Raw genomic sequence first — 19,632 nt, forward strand, 5'->3', positions numbered from 1 at the left:
TATAAGTTAACAGATCGAAATAAATAATAGGGGGAATAATTATGAAAAAAGGAGATATTATTTGGGGGATTACAGTTGGACTAGTAATATTTTTATTATTTCAATTACTAAACGGTGAAGATACCAATAGTTTAACTATTTTAGCAAAATCTCATCCATATATTATAGGATTCTTAAAAGTATCTATATTAGCTACCTTAGGTGAAATTTTAGCGCTTAGAATAATAAAAGGAAATTATGAAAAGCCTATAGGAATAGTATATAAATTTATTGTATGGGGATTTATAGGAATGGCGTTCACTGTTGTTTTTGATATTTTTGCTAAAGGAGTAGTAGGAGTGATGGATTCAGGTTTACTTCCTTCAGCTCAAAAAGAATCAACTATTTATAAAGTTTTATTTGCATTTTTTACAAGTGCATTTATGAATATAGTTTTTGCACCAACTTTTATGGCATTTCATAGAATTACTGATACTTATATTGAACTCGGTAATGGTAAACTAAATAAAATAAAAAAAGTAAAATTAAAAGAGGTAGTTAATAATATAGATTGGTATAGATATTTAAATTTCGTTGTTTTAAAGACCATTCCAATTTTTTGGATTCCTGCTCATACTATTACTTTTTTATTGCCAACACAATATAGGGTATTAACGGCAGCAATTCTTTCTATGGTTTTAGGAACCATTTTGGCTTTATCTAAACCTAAAAAAAATACTATTTCCCACAAATCTATTGCAAGATGATTTATTTAAGAAGGTGAAGAAATTATGGAAAATGAACAAGTGTATTGGATAGATTTTAATTATTTAGAAAATTTTATGGTAGATGTTTTTAAGGCAGTAGGTGTGCCAGAAGAACATGCAAAAATTTGTGCTGAAGTACTTATTACATCTGATAAAAGAGGAATTGATTCTCATGGTATAGGCAGATTAAAACCAATTTATTACGATCGAATAAAAGATGGAATTTTAGAAGTAAATACTAAAATTGATATTATTAAAGAAACGCCAACTACTGCAGTGATAGATGGTAATAATGGACTTGGGCATGTTATAGGGCAAAAAGCCATGGAAATGGCAATAGAAAAAGCTAAGGTCTATGGCATGGGAATGGTAGCTGTAAAAAACTCTTCTCATTATGGAATAGCTGGTTATTATGCAACGCTGGCTACAGAGCAAGGTATGATAGGTGTTACAGGAACTAATGCTAGACCATCTATTGCTCCAACTTTTGGAGTGGAAAATATGCTAGGTACTAATCCACTAACTTTTGGAATTCCTACAGATGAGCAGTTTCCTTTTGTATTAGACTGTGCAACATCTACTAGTCAAAGAGGCAAAATTGAAGTTTATGATAGAGAAAACAAAGAATTACCTGAAGGATGGGTAATAGATGAAGAGGGAAATACTCGTGTAGATACTCATCAGATTTTAAAAGATTTAACAATTGGAAAGGCAGCTCTTACCCCATTAGGAGGTATTGGAGAAGAAACTGGAGGATATAAGGGATATGGTTATGCTACAGTAGTTGAAATATTATCTGCAGCACTTCAAGGAGGAGCTTTTCTAAAAGCATTAAATGGCTTTGAAGATGGCAAGAAAGTTCCATATAGATTAGGGCATTTCTTTATGGCAATAAATATAGAAGCTTTTACAGAGCTCAATAGTTTCAAATCTACAACAGGAGAAATATTAAGAGCACTCAGAGATTCTAAAAAAGCTCCTGGAATGGAAAGAATTTATACTGCTGGAGAAAAAGAGTATGAGGCTTGGCTTTATAGAAAAGATAAAGGGGTACCTGTAAATAAAGCATTACAGCAGGATATTTTGATACTAAAAAAAGAATTAGGATTAAATAATTATAAATTTTCTTTTGAATAAAATTAATATGGAGAAGGATATGCTTATTGCGTATCCTTCTCTTTTGTATTAAATTTACGTAAATTTGAACATAAGTCTATGAAAGTTCTAATAGTTCAGAGAATGTATTTGTTGCGGTAAATGTATGAAAGCATGTTCTACGTAGATGCTTGATACTACTTTTAATCTAAAACATAAGTCAAAATAACATTAATTAAGTTTAAAATTTTTACTTAATTAGCTGCTTTTATATTTTAAATAGCTATTTTATTTTAAACTCCAAAATTTTAGTCACCAATATAATAAAATATACATATTATAGATATACTGCTTACAAATTTAATGTGTGCATTGATATAATTGTTTCTTAAGTATTTTAGCCCATAATGCAAAATATACAGTTATAGTTGAAATTAATTTTAATCAAACTAATTTCGTTAATTGATTTTCTCGCTAGTAATTGTATTGTTAGCTTATATATAAGTTGCTGTGTGAATTCAAAAAAGAAATCCATTAAAGGCTTCTCTAAATTATGTTCAATTCTTAATTATATAAGGAAGAAATGGCTTTAAATTGTACATCATTATTGAATAACTTAATTAGAGAAGTAAAAGAATAATAATTAATGCACATATTATTTTTTTGAATTGTTATGTTTATATATTTTTTATTAATTATAGGGATGTGTTTTAATGGAAAAATACGAAATAATAATAAGATTATTAGTAGCCATGTTTGTAGGTGGAGTCATTGGATATGAAAGAGAGTATAAACATAGACCTGCAGGACTTAGGACTCATTCTCTAGTATGCATTGGTGCTGCCATAATTTCTATGATACAAATACTAATCTCCCAGGATGCTATAAATATTATAAGTAGCAATATAGTCTTAAAAGATGTTCTAAAAGTAGATTTAGCTAGATTAGGTGCACAGGTTATTACCGGTGTAGGATTCTTAGGTGCTGGAACAATAATACATGAGAAAGGATCAGTAAAAGGACTTACAACTGCTGCTTCTATTTGGATTGTAGCTTGTATTGGATTAGCTATAGGCATGGGATATTATTTCTTAAGCATAGTATCATCTATAGTTGTATTTTTAGTATTGGTAAGTTTTGAAAAAATAGAAAAAAAGTGCATTGATAAAACAATAAAAATTAAAATAGAAGTAAAATATATAGATAGAGAAGCTGCGATGTCAGCATTATACAAAGTTTTAGCAGATAAAGATATAGAAATTTTAGATGTGGAATGTAAATATAAGGAAGAGTGTAATAAAAACACAGAATACTGCATATACTATGTTTTAATTCCACCATATATCAATATTCTAAATCTTATAGCTGAACTTAGCGCTTTTAAAGAATTTGTAGAAATAAGAATTATATAAATAACTTTTTAATAGCGTTAAGAATAATAAGGATTAGTTTTGGATAAGGAGAGTTTTTATGAATTATATTATAATTGACAGTATTTCTTTAATTGTACTTATAGTTTCACTGTACATCATAGTTATAACTTTAAAGAGACATGAGGACAAAGAAAGGAAAATATTAACAATTGAGGAGTGTGAAAGCCTAATTATATGGAGAAATGACCCATTAAGAAAAGTTAATCCTCCGGAAAAACTAGAAAAAATAGTGGAACGAGTTGCTAAAGGAGAAGTTGTAAAGGTTAATAATGAAAAAGTTTATAAAGATATATTAAAAATTATGAGTAGAACAGTAAAATTTAATAATTTAATACTTGTAAGACAGGATAAAAAGTGATATAATTCTTATCAAAGTGAATAATCTTTAATACGGTCCAGAGAGGCTGCAAGATTAAAAGTATAGTTATTTTTACAGGTATATTATAACTTCTTGCAGTAGCAAGAAGTTTTTTTATTATGTATTACCTTTAAATCAGTTCAGAGAGGCTGAAAAGGGAGAAAGTTAATTTCTCCTTGTCAAAATTAAGGAGGTTTTTTTATGTCACAAAATGTTATTACTAAATCAGATGTTAACAGTAAAGAAAACAAATCGTTACTTCAGTCAGCACAAAGACTTGTGCTAGCATTTCAACATTTAATAGCCATGTTTGGTGCTACAGTGCTAGTTCCTATACTTACAGGATTTGATCCATCTATTGCATTAATTGCAGCAGGGTGTGGAACACTTATATTCCATCTATGTACCAAAGGAAAAGTTCCGGTATTTTTAGGTTCATCTTTTGCATTCATTCCAGTTATTATATCAGTGACAGAACTACACAATGGTGACCTTAGATATGCTCAAGGCGGTATAGTGATAGCAGGACTTGTATATGTAATTGCTTCATTGTTTGTTCGTAAAGTAGGAGTAAACAATATAAAAAAATTTTTACCAGCGCAAGTAGTTGGTCCAATGATAATAGCTATAGGATTAAATTTAATACCAACTGCTTACGATATGGCATCAGGAAATTTAATAGTAGCAGCAATTACTTTATCAATAGCACTTATTATAACACTATTTGGTAAAGGATTTATAAAACAATTATCAATTTTGCTAGCAGTAACTATAGGATATTTACTAGCACTAAAAATTGGTATGGTAGACACTTCTTTAATATCAGAAGCACCATTGTTTTCAATACCAAACTTTACATTACCTAAATTTGATTTTTCATCAATAGCTGTTATAGCACCAGTAGTTTTAGCGGTATTAATGGAGCATGTTGGAGATATTACTACAAATGGCCAAGTGGTTGGAAAGAATTTTATAGAAGATCCAGGACTAAATAGAACTTTATTAGGTGATGGACTTGCAACAATGTTTTCAGCATTTATAGGAGGACCGGCTAACACAACTTATGGAGAAAATACAGGTGTATTAGCAATAACTAAAAATTATGATCCATCAATAATTAGATTAACTGCAATGTTAGCAATAGTTCTTGGTGTAGTAGCTAAAATAGGAGGATTCCTACAGTCAATACCTGCACCGGTAATGGGTGGAATAAGTTTAATGCTTTTTAGTATGATAGCATTAATTGGAGTAAAAACTATTAAAAGTGAAAAAGTTAAATTCAATATTAAAAATATAATAATCATGACTGTTATATTAATACTAGGTATTGGCACAGGGATAATTGAGAAAAAATTTGGATTTACTTTAGGCATATCTGTAACAGAAACTGTTAAAATTTCTGGAGTCAGTTTAGCTGCAATCACTGGAGTAATATTAAATGCAATAATAAATAGAAAAGAAATAAAATAGAAAAGAAATAGAATGGAAGTATATTAAGATGTGCTAAAGATTTAGCACATCTTTTTAAATTTCAGCAGAGTGTAGGAATCGGAAGTTTTCACTATAATTTCTGATTATCGACTATAATCTTATCTTTATCAATAAATATTATGTTATAATAAGGTATTATACGATAAAAATGGAAGCTATATTTTTTACTAACAGAAGAAAAAGATGCATTAAATATGGTTTGTGGAGGAAATATAGATATATATAATTAAGATTTTTATTCTTAAAAGTAAATTATTAATAGTTGGAGGAGGACATATAGGGATACAATGTAAAAACTTAATATATACTCTGGAAAATAAGTTTTCTATAGAAACAGTTTAATCTCTTAAAAATTAAAGATTAATAATNNACCATAATTCTTCATCTTTCATTTTTAATTTTTCATTAAGAAACCCTATAGTGCTGCAAAAATTAAAAAGCATATTAGGATTTTATACTCTTATATATATTTGAAGATAGAGAAGAATAGGGCGATAATTTTATAGAAGCTTTATTTATTTTCTTAATATTGAAAAGCTATCATTTACTTTATTTTGTAGTATAATAAAGTATGATAAGTAGCATTAATAGTTAGCTTTATAATAAAGTAAATGTAGTTAGGTATCGATATTTACTTTATTATAAAGCTAGGAATCATATATTTTTGCAATTTATTTCTAATATATTTTTAATAAATCTATAAGTGATAACTAATAATGCAAGCTTATAATTAAGATATCTTCTAGAGATGGAGGTATTAATTTATGAAGATATTAATAACAACAGATACATTTACACCAGTAGTTAATGGAGTTGTAACATCAACTATAAATTTATATAAAGAATTAAAATCACAAGGAAATGATGTAAAAATAATAACTCTATCAAATAATGGTGAAACGTATATAGATGGAGATGTATATTATTTAAAATCAAAGCCAATATGGGTTTATCCTGAAGCTAGAAGAGTTACATTTTCTATAACTAGTAATAATCTTATAAAAGAAATTATTGATTGGAAACCAGATATTATACATTCACAGTCTGAATTTTCTACAATGATTATTGCTAGAAAAATAACTAAAGCTTTAGGTATACCATTAGTTCACACATATCATACAATGTATGAGGATTATCTTTCATATTTTTTGAAGGGAAAGGTAATAAATAAAGAGAGAGCAGCTAAAATAATAAAAATGTTATTGGAAAAAGTAAATATAGTAATTGCTCCAACAGATAAAACAAAGAATGCTTTAATTGGTTATGGAGTAGATGCACCAATTAAAGTTATACCAACAGGAATTAATTTGTCTCGCTTTATGGTAGATTTTAATGAATATGAAAGAATCAACTTAAGAGAAAGCATTGGTATAAATAAAGAAGATAAGGTACTTGCTTATATAGGAAGAATAGCTCAAGAAAAAAATATAGAAGAAATTATTGAAAATTTTAAGTATATAATTGAAGAAGAAAAAAGGGCCAAGCTTTTAATAGTAGGTGGCGGGCCTTATCTAGATGTATTGAAAGAAGAAGCTACTAATTTAAACCTTTTGGATAATATAATTTTCACTGGCATGGTAAAACCAGAGGATGTATATAAATATTATAAAATTTCTGATATGTTTGTTACTGCATCTACTAGTGAAACTCAGGGATTGACATATATAGAAGCATTAAGTTGTGGAACTCCTGTAGTATGTAGATATGATCAATGTATAGAAGAAGTAGTTATAGATGGTTATAATGGATATACTTATAATAGGGGAAAAGATTTTGTATCTTTAATTCTTAACCTTTTAAAGGATGATGATTTAAGGAAAAAGTTTTCTTCAAATGCTTTGAGTAAATCCTATGAATATTCAAGTGAATTATTTGGAATAAGAGTTTATGAACTATATAAAGAAGTTTATGGACAATCAGTTGATATAGATCTATTGGCAGCTAGATAAGACTATGAGGGATTATAATCTCTTATAGTCTTTTATTATGTATATATTTTTGATATGATTTATGGAGAATCTAAAATTTATAAATATATTAGAGATATGTTGATTTCTGGAGGAATAATAGTGAAGCAAAAAGTTAAAAATTTAAAGGAATGTCCAGGTGTATATTTGATGAAAGATAGCTCAAATATAGTTATATATGTTGGAAAATCTAAAAATTTAAAGAGGAGAGTATCTAGTTACTTTGGAAATAAGAATCATAAGAGTAGCAAAGTTCAAAAGCTTGTGAAAAATATTCATGATTTTGAATATATAACTACAGATACAGAATTAGAGGCTTTACTATTAGAATGTAAATTAATTAGAACATATAAACCAACTTACAATAAATTATTAAAGAATAATGAAAGATATCCCTATATAAAAATAACTGTTAAAGAAGAGTTTCCTAGAGTAGTTTTATGCTATGAAAAATATGATGATGGGGATTTATATTATGGACCTTTTACTAACTTTAATGCAACTTATCAAGCAGTTAATAGCATAATAGATATAACTAAAATACGAAAGTGCAGTAGTATATCTAAATCTGCTTGCTTAAATTATAATTTAAATCTTTGTTTAGGGGCTTGCATAGATAAAGATATTAGAAATAAGTATATGGAAGAAATAAAAGTTATAATAAATTATCTATCTCTTAAAGATGATAAATTAATAGAAAGATTTAATGCTTTAATGGAAAGTTCAGTACTTGAATTAAACTTTGAGCTAGCAGCAAAAATAAGAGATGATTTAGGTAGAGTTAGATATTTAAAACAAGACTTATATAATTTAGTTCTATTAAACAGTAATAGAAGGCTAGTTGCTATTGAACATATTGATGAGAATCGTATAAAGATATTTTGTCTATATAATAACGATATATTATATAAAGAGAAATATTTGGTGAATGATATCAACATAAGTTTTATGACAAAAATGATCTTTAGTTTATTTAATACTGGAAATAGAGAATTAGATAATATAGATTTAAAAGAAGTTATAGATGAAGTCATGATAATAAACTCTTATTTAAAAAACAATCACATTGATTATTTTGAAGTAAAAGATGATATCATAGATGAAAAAAAATTTACAATTGAAATAAAAGAATTTATAAAAAAAACCATTCATAAAAAAGGTAGGGTGATACTATGACCTTTGAAAATATAAGCTTATTTGATATGGATAATAGAAATAATGATTCTTCCGCACCTTTAGCAGAGAGAATGAAGCCTAAAACCTTAGGGGAATACATTGGACAAGAACATATTTTAGCTCCTGGAAAATTACTTTATAGAGCCATTCAATCAGATAGGTTTACTTCTTTAATATTATACGGGCCTCCAGGAACGGGGAAAACAAGTTTAGCTACAGTAATTGCTAGTAGTACGAAAGCTAATTTTAAATCTATAAATGCAGTTACAAGTAATCTTAAAGAACTAAGGGAGATAATAGATTTTGCACTAGATAATCTAAAAATGTACAATAAGAAGACAATACTATTTATTGATGAAATACATAGATTTAATAAAAGTCAGCAAGATGCACTCCTTCCTCATGTGGAAAAAGGAGTGGTAATTTTAATTGGTGCTACTACAGAGAATCCTTTTTTTGAAGTAAATAAAGCCTTATTATCTAGATCTATGGTCTTTCAGTTAGAAACATTAAATGAAAAGCATATAGAAAAATTAATATTAAAAACATTAGAAGATAAAGATAATGGTTATGGTAATATAAAGATTAATTTAACTAAAGGTGCAATGGAGTTTTTATGTATTACATCTAATGGTGATGGCAGAAGAGCATTAAATGCATTAGAATTAGCAGTTCTCACTACCAATAAAGATAGTGATGGAATAATAAATATTGATTTAGATGTTATTGAAGAATGCATTCAACGAAAACATATTACCTATGATAAAAATAGTGATAATCATTATGATATTATATCTGCTTTTATTAAAAGTATGAGAGGGTCTGATCCTGATGCAGCAGTGCATTATCTCGCTAGAATGTTATATGCCGGTGAAGATATAGAGTTTATTGCTCGAAGGATTTTAATAGCTGCTTCAGAAGATGTAGGAAATGCAGATCCTTATGCGCTATTAGTAGCAAAAGCTGCAATGGACTCAGTTAAAGTTATAGGAATGCCGGAAGCTAGAATCATATTATCTCAAGCGGTAACCTATATAGCTTCTGCACCAAAAAGTAATGCAGCTTACTTAGCAATAAATGAAGCTCTTAAAGATGTAGAACATGGAGAAATTGGAGAAGTACCCTTAGCTTTAAGAGAAAAAGGCTATAGTGGAGCAGAGAGATTATATAGTAATTCTGATAAATATCTTTATCCTCATGATTATAATAATCATTATGTTAAGCAACAATATCTACCAGATAAAATAAAGGATAGAAAATATTATAGGCCAACTCAAATGGGGTATGAAAATAAGTTGAAAGAGAGACTTATAAGGTTAAAATCGATAGAGAATGTACAGCATAAGTAAGATGCTGTATTTTTTTATATGATTAAATAAATATGATAATTAAAATCTTAAATTTGGGCATAAAAAAAATCCTCAATTTTAATAGAGAATTGCTTACATTTATAAATTGTGAATTGAAAAGTCGTGACTTGAGTCACGATGACTTAAAATTTTAAGTAAAATATACATTAGGGTTATTTTGTAAATTTAAAATACATAGTATAGTATTTTCTATTTTCAATTCCAATTTAAAAATTATTCTTTGATGTCTATTAACCTATGCTTTCTTCTAGGCATTCTTCAATAACATCTACAGTTATTATAAAAGTTGTATCTTTCATTTGATTTCCTCCTTTTCAATATTGTTTTATTGTTACACTATATTATAAACTCTTATTTTAAAAAAGTCAACAATAAAATATAAATATATCTATTAAAATTTTTATCATATGAGATGATGCTATAAAAAGAAGTTATCTATATGTTAAAAAGTTTAATGGATTTATAATTAAAATAAACTTTTTAGAAGCTTAAATTATAAGGGCATTATATAGGAATTAAAAATTATATATATTAAAATATGAAGTCTATGTAATATAATTTGAATAATTGAACATCTTAATTATATATAAGTAAATATTGAGGAGGAGTAAAAATGACTCATAATGAAATATTTAAAATTCAAGATACTCATGGCAATGATGTGGAAATGGAATTAATTGATCTAATTAAGATGGATAATAAAGAATACATTATTGCAGGACCTAAAAATTCCAATGAAGCATATGCTTATAGAGTGACTAGACTAGGGGAAGAAATACAATATACTTCAATAGGTACAGGCGACGAATTTAACAGAGTTCTCAGAAAATATAATGAAGGAGAGTAAGCTTATGGAGGATGCTATGAAAGATAGAAGTGAATTTAAAAAAGAAAATAGTAAAGATTATCTAAAAAAAGGTGTAAAGACACAGAATCAAGTTAGCAAAAATCAATTTGTAACCACTATTGAAGAGCCAGCATTAAATGAAAGTGCCTTCGATAAACATAAAGTATCACATTAGTATACAAGTAATATATAGATTTTAAACTTGAATATTTACTTTGTTTATTTTTAAGAATCTAATTAACATAACCAAGTCTCATTATTAATATATAAATGTAGACTTGGTTTTCTATATTTATAGAATAAATTATTTTGTAATACATAAAATAAAAAAAGAATATTAGAGTTAAAGGAGATAAAATATGAAAAAGAAATTAGATATGAATATACTAGTAGTTTCGTTTATCATAATTTTTACTCTAATAGCTATAAGTTATAAAAATATTTNNAAGCTTTTTAGAAAATAAGAGCAGTAATATTGAAAGAGTTATGAATGAAAAAACATCTGAGTTCTTTTATAAGGAAGAAGAAATTGGAAATTTATCAAAAATAATAAATGATAAAAAAGCCAAAAATGAAAAATTGAATAAGATATTAATAGAAAAGGAAGAGCAACTAAGAATTCTACAAAGAAATTAATGAGGTATAAATATATTATGAAAAAGAAAACATATATAGCTCTTATAGTAATAGTATTAGTTATAACGGAAGTATTTATGGTATCTTATAGTATTAAAAAGGATAAAAAAATAAATATATTAAATCAAATTCTTTTTCAAAATAGCAATAATATAAATACATTAGATGCTAAGATATACTCAGCTGATATAAAAACTGAAGAGTATAGAGGAATAGAGAATAGTATTGATAAGGAAATTAAAAAAATAGAAGAGCAAATTAATTCTTTAGATGAAATGATAAAAATAGAGGAAAAGAAACAAATTGAAAAAAAAGAAAAGCAAAAAGAGTTAATAAGCAGCATACAGAATTATAGCGGTAATAAAATTACTGAGTATTATGTAGCAAATATTCCTAATAAAAAAGTAGCATATTTAACCTTTGATGATGGCCCAAGTAAAAATACTATAGAGATATTAGATACCCTAAAAAAATATGATATTAAAGCTACATTTTTTGTGAATGGGAGAGAAGACGAATTTTCCCATAAAGTTTATGAAAGAATGATAAAAGAAGGGCATACATTAGGTAATCATACTTATAGTCATGATTATAGTTATGTTTATAGTGATATGAACAGTTTTATCGAAGATTTTGACAAGCTTCAAAAGTTAATAAAATCTAAATATAATTATGAAATGAAAATTGCACGATTTCCTGGCGGAAGCAATAATACCATAAGTGAAAATTATCACTATAATATTATGACAGATTTAAGTAAGTTTTTAATTATTAGTGAATATACCTATTTTGATTGGAATATTGATTCTAATGATGCTACAGCTATAGCTTCAAGTAGAGATTATATAATAAACTCTGTATTAGAAAATTCTAAGGATATAAACTCTGCAATAATATTAATGCATGATAACATAATGAAAACTACTACAGCAGAGGCGTTACCATATATAATTGACGGGCTAATTAACCAAGGATATGAGTTTAGCTCCTTAGATCCATCACAGTATACAATTCAATTTTTAAGAGCTGTTTATTAATAATTTTATACTATGTCTATAATATAAAATGCTAACATTCAACTATACTTATTTTAAGTAAAACATATTTGTATATTTTAATGCTAGCTTAGTTTCTGTAATTAATTACAATATTATTTTTGAACTATATAAATAGATTTTGCCGAATAATGCTTATTTGCTATTATATAATTTAAGTTTTGGAACTTTTAGACAATTAGGCTTAAATATGCTTGTTCCTCAATCTTCATTAGGTTATACTACAAATAATCGAAGGTTTAAAAGGGGGATAACATATGTCAATCTATATTTATAATGTACTAAGCAGAAAAAAGGAGTTGTTTACTCCAATAGAAGAAGGTAAAGTGAAAATGTATGCTTGTGGTATAACTGTATCTGGAGATGCTCACATAGGACACGCATATCAATCAGTTATATTTGATGTTATAAAAAAGTATCTTGAATATGAGGGATATGAGGTTATTTATGTAAGAAATTATACAGACGTTGATGATAAGATTATAGACAAAGGTAAAAAGCTAGGAATTGATCCACAAGAATATGCTAAAAATCAAATATTGAAAATAGATTCGGAATTAGATAAGCTTGGAAATGATAGAGCAACAATTCAGGCAAAAGCCACTGAAAATATTAATGAAATCATAGAATTTATTGAGAAATTAATTAAAAAAGATTATGCATATGTAACAAAATTTGGAGATGTATTTTTTTCTGTAAATAAATATTCACAGTATGGAAAATTATCAAATAGAGTAATTAAGGATAATATTAGCGGAGTGAGAAAGGAAGTTGAGCCGGGAAAGAGAGAGGATGAAGACTTCGCTTTATGGAAAAGTGCAAAAATTGGTGAGATCTACTGGGAAGCTCCATGGGGAAAGGGACGTCCAGGATGGCATATTGAATGTTCAGCTATGAGCATGAAATATTTAGGAGAGACAATTGATATTCATGGCGGAGGAAAAGATCTTATATTTCCACATCATGAGAATGAAATTGCACAGTCAGAATCATTAACAGGAAAGCAGTTTTCGAATTATTGGATACATAATGGACTTGTTAAGCTTAATGGCCAAAAGATGAGTAAGTCATTAGGAAATGTAATCTCAATAAAAGAATTATTAGATAATTATAATTCGGATGTAATAAGATTTGTTTTACTACAAAATAATTACAAATCAGATTTAAATATAGTTGACGGTATATTTGAAGAAGTAGAAAAACATATATATAATTTCTATAAAATATTTAATGGAATTGATAATTTAAAATATGAGAAGACTATAAAGAAAATTAAACTTCCTTATAATATAGAGGATGAATTTAAGGAATCAATGAGAAATGATTTTAACACAGCGGTTGCTATTTCAAACTTATTTAAATATTTTCATAGTATGAATGGTATGCTTAATAAAAATAAGGATATTGCTGCATTAAAGTTAATGAAAGAAACTGTAATAAGAGTATATAGAGTTTTAGGATTGTTGCAAAATGATCCTAAAGAGGTAATTAATGAAATACAAAGCAAATATTTGGGAAAAAATAAAGTAACAGAAGAGGAGATTAACTTTCTTATTGAAAAAAGAAGCAAATATAAAGAAGAGAAAGATTATGAAAATGCTGATTTAATAAAAAAACAGCTATTAAATAAAGGGATACTTATTTTAGATAGGAAAAATAGTACTGAGTGGGATATTTCTCTATAATTACAAAAGTTTAAACAAAGGGATGATATGGGTGGAAATGAGTATAAAATTACCTTTAGAGGTAGAACTAATAATTGATAAGTTATATAAAAGTGGATATGAAGGATTTGCAGTAGGTGGATGTATACGAGATAGTATATTAGGATTAGAGCCTAAAGATTGGGATATTACTACGAGTTCTACTCCAGAGCAAACTAAAGAATTATTTAGTTCACTAGGATATAAGGTAATAGAGACAGGAATACAGCATGGTACTGTTACGATAATTATAAATAAAATGCCTTATGAAATCACTACTTATAGAGTAGAAGGAGATTATATAGACAATAGAAGACCTTCCAAAGTTTATTACACTAGTAAATTAGAAGAGGACTTAAAGAGAAGGGATTTCACTATTAATACATTTGCTTATAACTATAAAGTAGGCTTAGTAGATTGCTTTAATGGTATAAAAGATTTAAATTGGGAAAAAATCAAAGCAGTAGGAGATGGAAATGAAAGATTTCAGGAAGATGCATTAAGGATGTTAAGAGCGATAAGATTTAGTAGCCAGTTAGATTTTTCTATAGATGACCATACAGAAGAGGCTATTATAAATAATAGTAAATTGCTTAAAAATATTAGTGTAGAAAGAATTAGAGAAGAATTTAAGAAAATACTAATTTCTGATACTCCATCAAAAGGAATAAGAAAACTAGTAGAATTGAATCTTATGGAGTATATAATACCTGAATTAATAGAATTAGTAGACTTTAATCAAAGAAGTAAGTATCATGATAAAGATATTTTTAATCATGTAATGGTAGCTCTAGATAATACTAATAATGACTTTAATTTAAGATTAGCTACATTATTACATGATATAGGTAAACCTAGTACATTTACTATTGATAACAGTGGTAGGGGACATTTTTATGGTCATGAGTTGGTAGGAGAAAAACTTACAATAGAAATACTTAAAAAGTTAAAATTTGATAATAATACAATTAACAGAGTTTCAAAATTAGTAAAAAACCATATGAAAATTCCTCAAATAGATAAGCCAATAAAAATAAAAAAATATATAAATGAAATAGGTGAAGAAAATTTAGATATTTTATTTCGATTAATGATTGCTGATAGAAAAGCTTCTTCTCCTGAATATAGAAAATATGATGATATATTAAAACTTAAAAGAACTTGTGATAAAATCCTTAATAGTAAAGAACCTTTAACTCTTAAGGATATAAATATAAATGGAAAGGATTTGATTTCACTAGGAATAGCTGAAGGAGAGAATATAGGTATATTACTTAAATATTTATTAGAATTAGCCCTTGAGAAACCTAATTTAAATACTAAAGAAATACTGATACAGGAAGCTAGAATTTATGCACAGAATAATTTGTAAATAATACTATTATAGTATATAATATGAATGTATTTTTACTTTGAAAGGAGATAATTATGGAAGATAAAAAAATAATAACAGTGTTAGATGCTGAAACTAATGAAAAAATAGAACTAGAAGTGGTTGAAGAAATTAATTTAAATGATATGAGATATGTGTTATTAGCACCAGCAGATAATGATGAAGATGCCTATATATATAAAATAGTTAATGTTGATGGTAAAGACACTTATGAAATGGTTGAGAGTGAAGAAGAATTTAATGCTGTAGTAGAAGAGTATGATAAATTATTTGATGAAACAATGAATGAATAAAAGAAAAACATCTAGTGATCCTAGATGTTTTTTGCTTTATGGTAGTAATTTAAATTCATATCCTTGTGCTTTTATTTCTTTTATAACCTCATCTAATATTTCGGTGTTTGTCTTTGATACAGCGTGCACTAACATAATACAGCCATTATGAACACTATTTAACATAGTTTGTTTTGCAGTACTAGGATTAGGCTGATTATTTACATCCCAATCATGATAAGCAAAGCTCCAAAATATAGTCTTATATCCTAAATTTTTAGTCATAGCTAAGGTTTTTTCTGAGTATTCTCCCATAGGTGGTCTAAAAAATTTAGGTATATCTTGGCCAGTAATAGCTTTAAACTTATCTTCAACATCTTTAAATTCGTTATTAAATTTAGTTTCATCTCCAGCCACCGTAGGCATAGATGGATGAGTGTTAGAATGATTACCTACAATATGACCTTCATCTACCATTCTTTTTATTAACTCAGGATTGCCCTTAACATATGGAGAAGTAACAAAGAAAATTGCTTTAACATCATTAGCTTTTAATGTATCTAATATTTTTGGAGTATAACCATTTTCATATCCTTCATCAAAAGTTAAATATATAACTTTTTCATCGGTATTCCCTACATATAGTGCATCATACTTGTTTAAGTCAAATTTTATATCCTTGTTTACTTCTGGAGTTGTATGGGTTTTGTTGGGTTTATACCACCAACTAATTTTGGTATTATCTAAATTTGTATCAATTTTATTTATGCTAGTTTTGTTTTCTTGCTCAGGGGAAGATGAATTATTTTCAGTAGGATTATTTACCTCTTTTTTTTCAACTTCCGAACGAGACTTGTTATTGTCCTTTTCTGATAAATTTTTATTTTCCTTTTTTAAGTCGTCTTTATTATCTTTTTTCTCTATAGGACTTGTTGATGTTACTACTGATTCTTCATTAATTTTAGAGGCCTTATCTTGTATATTTTCATTACTTAAACAACCCAATAGTGTTAGTGCAAAAGCTAAAGATAAAGTTAAAATTTTTACTTTCCTCATATAATGATCTCCTTTCTCTAAATAAAATTAACCTTACTATTTAATACGAATATTTATTTAAAAAATATAGTATTTTATTTAAATAAAACACTTATTATAGTTTAAGCAATAGATAATAATATATGCAAATAATATTTAACCAACTTTTGGTTTAATATTATTATATAAAAATAAACATAATAAAATTGATAGAAAGGAGAGAGAGTATGGATATAAATTTTATTAATAATTTTCCTAAAAAGCTTCAACCTCAACATCAAAATAAACAACCTGGTATTGAATCATTGATGAATCCACTGCCTATATATGATGATGAAAGCTACATACCATCAAATAAACTAAAAGATAAAGTGGTATTAATTACAGGAGGAGATAGTGGAATAGGTAGAGCAATTTCTGTGTTATTTGCTAAAGAAGGGGCTAAGATAGCAATTTCTTATTTAGATGAAGAAGAAGATGCAGTGGAGACAAAAAGAATAATTGAAAAATATAATGGTCAGTGTATCCTGCTGCCAGGAGACATAGGGGATGAAAATGTTTGTAATAATATAGTTGAAGAAACCATAACGTCATTTCAAAAAATAGACATACTAATAAATAATGCAGGAGAACAACATGTGCAGCAAAAAATTGAAGATATAACTAAAGAGCAATTAGAAAAAACTTTTAAAACTAATTTGTTTAGTATGTTTTATATGACTAAAGCAGCACTAAAGTATATGCTTCCAGGAGGAAATATAATTAATACCACTTCTATAACTGCTTATGAAGGGCATAAGACTTTAATTGATTATTCTTGTACAAAAGGTGCAATTGTAACATTTACTCGTTCTATGGCATTATCTCTTCAAGATAAACAAATTAGGGTAAATGCGGTGGCACCAGGACCAATTTGGACTCCATTAATCCCAGCTAGTTTTAATGAAAGTGAAGTAGGACAATTTGGAAGCAATTCTCCAAGTAAAAGGTCAGGTCAACCAGTAGAGTTAGCAGGGGCTTATTTATATTTAGCTAGTGATTTATCATCTTATGTATCTGGGGAGGTAATTCATGTTAACGGTGGAACAATAATAAATGGATAAAATCAATAATTATTTAATTAACAATTTTAAATAATAATTCTTCAAAAAAAAGTTAATTTTAAAAAGCCTTCATTTTTATGAAGGCTTTGAATTTTCAATAAATTAAGCTTGAGTAGATTTTTTTTCTAATAATCTTAACTTTCTTGCTTTAAGTTTAACCTCTGGCTCCTTTGGAAGGGCAAATTTTGGTATAAATCTATCAAACCCAGTAAGAGTAAGTAATAGTAATGAACCTACTGCTACGAAAGCCATAAAATTATACTTAATTATGTCGGTTACCAGAAATTCATGTAGCGGATATACTGCAGTAGCAATACCTGCGTAAAAACTTAAGTACACATGCCATGGAATTAATTGAGAACCAAAAACCCCAAGTGCGTCAGAGAAGGTAGAATTTCTTAAACGAAGTTTATACATTGCTTCCTCATCACCCTCAACATTTTCATCAACTAGTTCCTTGATGATTGGTCCAATTGTAACTATTTGAGCCATTTCATCTGCAAGAGCAGCATTTCCTAAAATAGAAAGGCATCCGTTCCAGAACATAAGCTGTCTTACATTTCCAGATATTTTAACAACTAATTTTGATATAGGTGCAAAAGCATTCATTTTTGACATTAATCCACCAAAAGCTCCTACCCACATCATCATAACTATTACCCAACTACCAGCATCGGCAAATCCACCTTTTATTAACTCTAAAAAGGCACCTAGAGATTCAATGGTTCCAGCAAATAGGCCTAGTACTAAAGATGAAATTATTCCAACAGATAAACAAGCAAGTGTTGGTATACCTTTAATAGCAGCACCTATAACTAGTATTAGAGGGATAATCATATAATATGGTACTCCTTCTTTAACTTGATTTAATAAATCTACAGCAGAAGGACTCTTTTCTCCTAAAACATCCCAAACTTCCTTAGGGATTGCATCGATTGCAGCAGAAGCGCTTGAAACTTCTGTTGGTAAGTTCATAATTAAGCTTACAACATAAAATAATATGGCAGTAATAATTAAACAAATTATTGACCAAACACCTTGATGCTTTATTCTATCAATAACTTCAACTTTTTGAATACCTGAGCTAACAACAGTAGTGTCAGAGATAAGACCGATATTATCACCAAAACATGAACCACCAGCAATTGCAGCTATAGTTAATACTATACTTCCATCAACGATATGGCATAGCCATAAGAATATTGGAGCACAAGCTGCGAAGGTACCCCAGGAAGTTCCTGTGGCAACGGATAGTACACATGTAACCAGAAAACCGGTTACAGCAACTGTTCTTGCATTTAATCCAAGTGTTAGTGCCATATTAACTATTGAAGCACCAACTCCAGTTGACATAAATACTGTTGCCATTGCATAAGCGAACATAAGTATAAAGAATACTAATTGCATAGTTTTAACGTTGTCAACAGCGCAGTCAACTATGTCGTTAAATTTTAATTTTTCGGTAATAGCAACAATAATTGAAGCGTATAAAGTTGCTATTGGAGCTGCTAATAATGCGTCCATACCGGAAAACATAAGTCCTGCCATTACAAAGACAGGTGAAAGCTTTAATAAAGCTAACATAAAAAATCACCCCCGATAAACTTTTGTTAAAATACTAACTTAAAAAAGTAATTGATTTATTGAATAATAAATTTCATTTTTTAAGTTATATGTAAATTATAAAGCCTTTTTGTCGAAAATTCAATATTTTTTGAAGGTTAAGATAAAAAGTTTTTAGAATATTAATTTTATTATAAAAATATAGAAAAAAGAAAACCAATAATTTACATATTTTTCTATAATTAATATAAAAATAGCAAAAAGAAAGCATTAAAACTAATTTTTAGTCTTAATGCTTTTATAAATTAATAATAATCAGATGTAATCTTATTATAGGGATACAATGTAAAAACTTAATACATACTCTGGAAAATAAGTTTTCTATAAAA

The 19,632-nt window shown here is 27.5% G+C and carries 18 protein-coding genes; 16 read left to right on the forward strand and 2 right to left on the reverse strand.

The annotated features are described in order from the left end of the window. Positions 1–41 precede the first annotated feature (41 nt). The 15 genes from B2W91_RS01010 (at position 42) to B2W91_RS01080 (ending at position 15,563) form a co-directional block, all read left to right on the forward strand. Positions 42–746: an Mpv17/PMP22 family protein gene (locus tag B2W91_RS01010; protein WP_291578395.1), complete on the forward strand. Its 705-nt coding sequence runs from the start codon at positions 42–44 to the stop codon at positions 744–746. 24 nt (positions 747–770) lie between these two features. Further along, entirely contained in the window at positions 771–1,883 is a 1,113-nt protein-coding gene (locus B2W91_RS01015; RefSeq protein WP_291578396.1) for an Ldh family oxidoreductase, read from the forward strand. Between the two features lie 671 nt (positions 1,884–2,554). Further along, positions 2,555–3,253, forward strand: a complete 699-nt coding sequence (locus B2W91_RS01020) for an MgtC/SapB family protein (protein WP_291578397.1) — start codon at positions 2,555–2,557, stop codon at positions 3,251–3,253. Between the two features lie 58 nt (positions 3,254–3,311). Further along, a complete protein-coding gene (locus B2W91_RS01025) occupies positions 3,312–3,632 on the forward strand; it encodes a hypothetical protein (RefSeq protein WP_291578398.1) in 321 nt (106 codons plus the stop codon). Between the two features lie 201 nt (positions 3,633–3,833). Continuing rightward, entirely contained in the window at positions 3,834–5,102 is a 1,269-nt protein-coding gene (locus tag B2W91_RS01030; protein WP_291578399.1) for a uracil-xanthine permease family protein, read from the forward strand. 785 nt (positions 5,103–5,887) lie between these two features. Then, positions 5,888–7,072, forward strand: coding sequence for a glycosyltransferase family 4 protein (locus B2W91_RS01035; RefSeq protein WP_291578400.1), 1,185 nt, complete (start codon positions 5,888–5,890; stop codon positions 7,070–7,072). A gap of 120 nt (positions 7,073–7,192) precedes the next feature. Then, on the forward strand, positions 7,193–8,266 hold the full coding sequence (locus B2W91_RS01040; protein WP_291578401.1) for a GIY-YIG nuclease family protein: 1,074 nt from the start codon (positions 7,193–7,195) through the stop codon (positions 8,264–8,266). After that, entirely contained in the window at positions 8,263–9,615 is a 1,353-nt protein-coding gene (locus B2W91_RS01045; protein WP_291578402.1) for a replication-associated recombination protein A, read from the forward strand. Before B2W91_RS01040 ends, B2W91_RS01045 begins: the two co-directional genes overlap by 4 nt. A 634-nt stretch (positions 9,616–10,249) precedes the next feature. Beyond that, on the forward strand, positions 10,250–10,483 hold the full coding sequence (locus B2W91_RS01050; protein ID WP_291578403.1) for a DUF1292 domain-containing protein: 234 nt from the start codon (positions 10,250–10,252) through the stop codon (positions 10,481–10,483). 4 nt (positions 10,484–10,487) lie between these two features. Then, positions 10,488–10,658 (forward strand): hypothetical protein, encoded by a 171-nt coding sequence (locus B2W91_RS01055; RefSeq protein WP_291578404.1) that lies wholly within the window; start codon positions 10,488–10,490, stop codon positions 10,656–10,658. A gap of 311 nt (positions 10,659–10,969) precedes the next feature. Then, complete coding sequence (locus B2W91_RS01060) at positions 10,970–11,119, forward strand: hypothetical protein (RefSeq protein ID WP_291578405.1); 150 nt, start codon at positions 10,970–10,972, stop codon at positions 11,117–11,119. Positions 11,120–11,136: 17 nt separating this feature from the next. Then, complete coding sequence (locus B2W91_RS01065; RefSeq protein ID WP_291578406.1) at positions 11,137–12,156, forward strand: polysaccharide deacetylase family protein; 1,020 nt, start codon at positions 11,137–11,139, stop codon at positions 12,154–12,156. A 275-nt stretch (positions 12,157–12,431) separates the two neighbouring features. Further along, a complete protein-coding gene (cysS, locus tag B2W91_RS01070; protein ID WP_291578407.1) occupies positions 12,432–13,859 on the forward strand; it encodes a cysteine--tRNA ligase in 1,428 nt (475 codons plus the stop codon). A gap of 22 nt (positions 13,860–13,881) precedes the next feature. Then, positions 13,882–15,249 (forward strand): CCA tRNA nucleotidyltransferase, encoded by a 1,368-nt coding sequence (locus tag B2W91_RS01075; RefSeq protein WP_291578408.1) that lies wholly within the window; start codon positions 13,882–13,884, stop codon positions 15,247–15,249. A 56-nt stretch (positions 15,250–15,305) separates the two neighbouring features. Next, positions 15,306–15,563: a DUF1292 domain-containing protein gene (locus B2W91_RS01080; RefSeq protein ID WP_291578409.1), complete on the forward strand. Its 258-nt coding sequence runs from the start codon at positions 15,306–15,308 to the stop codon at positions 15,561–15,563. A gap of 36 nt (positions 15,564–15,599) precedes the next feature. Here the strand turns inward: B2W91_RS01080 and pdaA are convergent, their stop codons facing one another. Further along, positions 15,600–16,598, reverse strand: coding sequence for a delta-lactam-biosynthetic de-N-acetylase (pdaA, locus tag B2W91_RS01085; RefSeq protein WP_291578410.1), 999 nt, complete (start codon positions 16,596–16,598; stop codon positions 15,600–15,602). A 206-nt stretch (positions 16,599–16,804) separates the two neighbouring features. On the opposite strand from pdaA, the gene B2W91_RS01090 reads away from it, so the two are divergent. Continuing rightward, positions 16,805–17,680 (forward strand): SDR family oxidoreductase, encoded by an 876-nt coding sequence (locus B2W91_RS01090; protein WP_291578411.1) that lies wholly within the window; start codon positions 16,805–16,807, stop codon positions 17,678–17,680. A 102-nt stretch (positions 17,681–17,782) separates the two neighbouring features. Here B2W91_RS01090 and B2W91_RS01095 read toward each other — a convergent pair whose 3' ends face one another. After that, positions 17,783–19,264, reverse strand: a complete 1,482-nt coding sequence (locus tag B2W91_RS01095) for a Na+/H+ antiporter NhaC family protein (RefSeq protein WP_291578412.1) — start codon at positions 19,262–19,264, stop codon at positions 17,783–17,785. Positions 19,265–19,632: the final 368 nt, after the last annotated feature.

It is taken from the genome of Clostridium sp. UBA6640 (genome assembly GCF_002455975.1).
Classification (GTDB): Bacteria; Bacillota; Clostridia; order Clostridiales; family Clostridiaceae; genus Clostridium_J.

What these genes read in the sequence shown, in the direction of transcription:
- B2W91_RS01045 (WP_291578402.1), top strand. Translation starts at nt 8,263, where the DNA reads ATGACCTTTGAAAATATAAGCTTATTTGATATGGATAATAGAAATAAT.
- B2W91_RS01060 (WP_291578405.1), top strand. Translation starts at nt 10,970, where the DNA reads ATGAATGAAAAAACATCTGAGTTCTTTTATAAGGAAGAAGAAATTGGA.
- B2W91_RS01035 (WP_291578400.1), top strand. Translation starts at nt 5,888, where the DNA reads ATGAAGATATTAATAACAACAGATACATTTACACCAGTAGTTAATGGA.
- B2W91_RS01075 (WP_291578408.1), top strand. Translation starts at nt 13,882, where the DNA reads ATGATATGGGTGGAAATGAGTATAAAATTACCTTTAGAGGTAGAACTA.
- B2W91_RS01050 (WP_291578403.1), top strand. Translation starts at nt 10,250, where the DNA reads ATGACTCATAATGAAATATTTAAAATTCAAGATACTCATGGCAATGAT.
- B2W91_RS01015 (WP_291578396.1), top strand. Translation starts at nt 771, where the DNA reads ATGGAAAATGAACAAGTGTATTGGATAGATTTTAATTATTTAGAAAAT.
- B2W91_RS01090 (WP_291578411.1), top strand. Translation starts at nt 16,805, where the DNA reads ATGGATATAAATTTTATTAATAATTTTCCTAAAAAGCTTCAACCTCAA.
- B2W91_RS01095 (WP_291578412.1), bottom strand. Translation starts at nt 19,264, where the DNA reads ATGTTAGCTTTATTAAAGCTTTCACCTGTCTTTGTAATGGCAGGACTT.
- B2W91_RS01025 (WP_291578398.1), top strand. Translation starts at nt 3,312, where the DNA reads ATGAATTATATTATAATTGACAGTATTTCTTTAATTGTACTTATAGTT.
- B2W91_RS01080 (WP_291578409.1), top strand. Translation starts at nt 15,306, where the DNA reads ATGGAAGATAAAAAAATAATAACAGTGTTAGATGCTGAAACTAATGAA.
- cysS (WP_291578407.1), top strand. Translation starts at nt 12,432, where the DNA reads ATGTCAATCTATATTTATAATGTACTAAGCAGAAAAAAGGAGTTGTTT.
- pdaA (WP_291578410.1), bottom strand. Translation starts at nt 16,598, where the DNA reads ATGAGGAAAGTAAAAATTTTAACTTTATCTTTAGCTTTTGCACTAACA.
- B2W91_RS01020 (WP_291578397.1), top strand. Translation starts at nt 2,555, where the DNA reads ATGGAAAAATACGAAATAATAATAAGATTATTAGTAGCCATGTTTGTA.
- B2W91_RS01030 (WP_291578399.1), top strand. Translation starts at nt 3,834, where the DNA reads ATGTCACAAAATGTTATTACTAAATCAGATGTTAACAGTAAAGAAAAC.
- B2W91_RS01065 (WP_291578406.1), top strand. Translation starts at nt 11,137, where the DNA reads ATGAAAAAGAAAACATATATAGCTCTTATAGTAATAGTATTAGTTATA.
- B2W91_RS01055 (WP_291578404.1), top strand. Translation starts at nt 10,488, where the DNA reads ATGGAGGATGCTATGAAAGATAGAAGTGAATTTAAAAAAGAAAATAGT.
- B2W91_RS01010 (WP_291578395.1), top strand. Translation starts at nt 42, where the DNA reads ATGAAAAAAGGAGATATTATTTGGGGGATTACAGTTGGACTAGTAATA.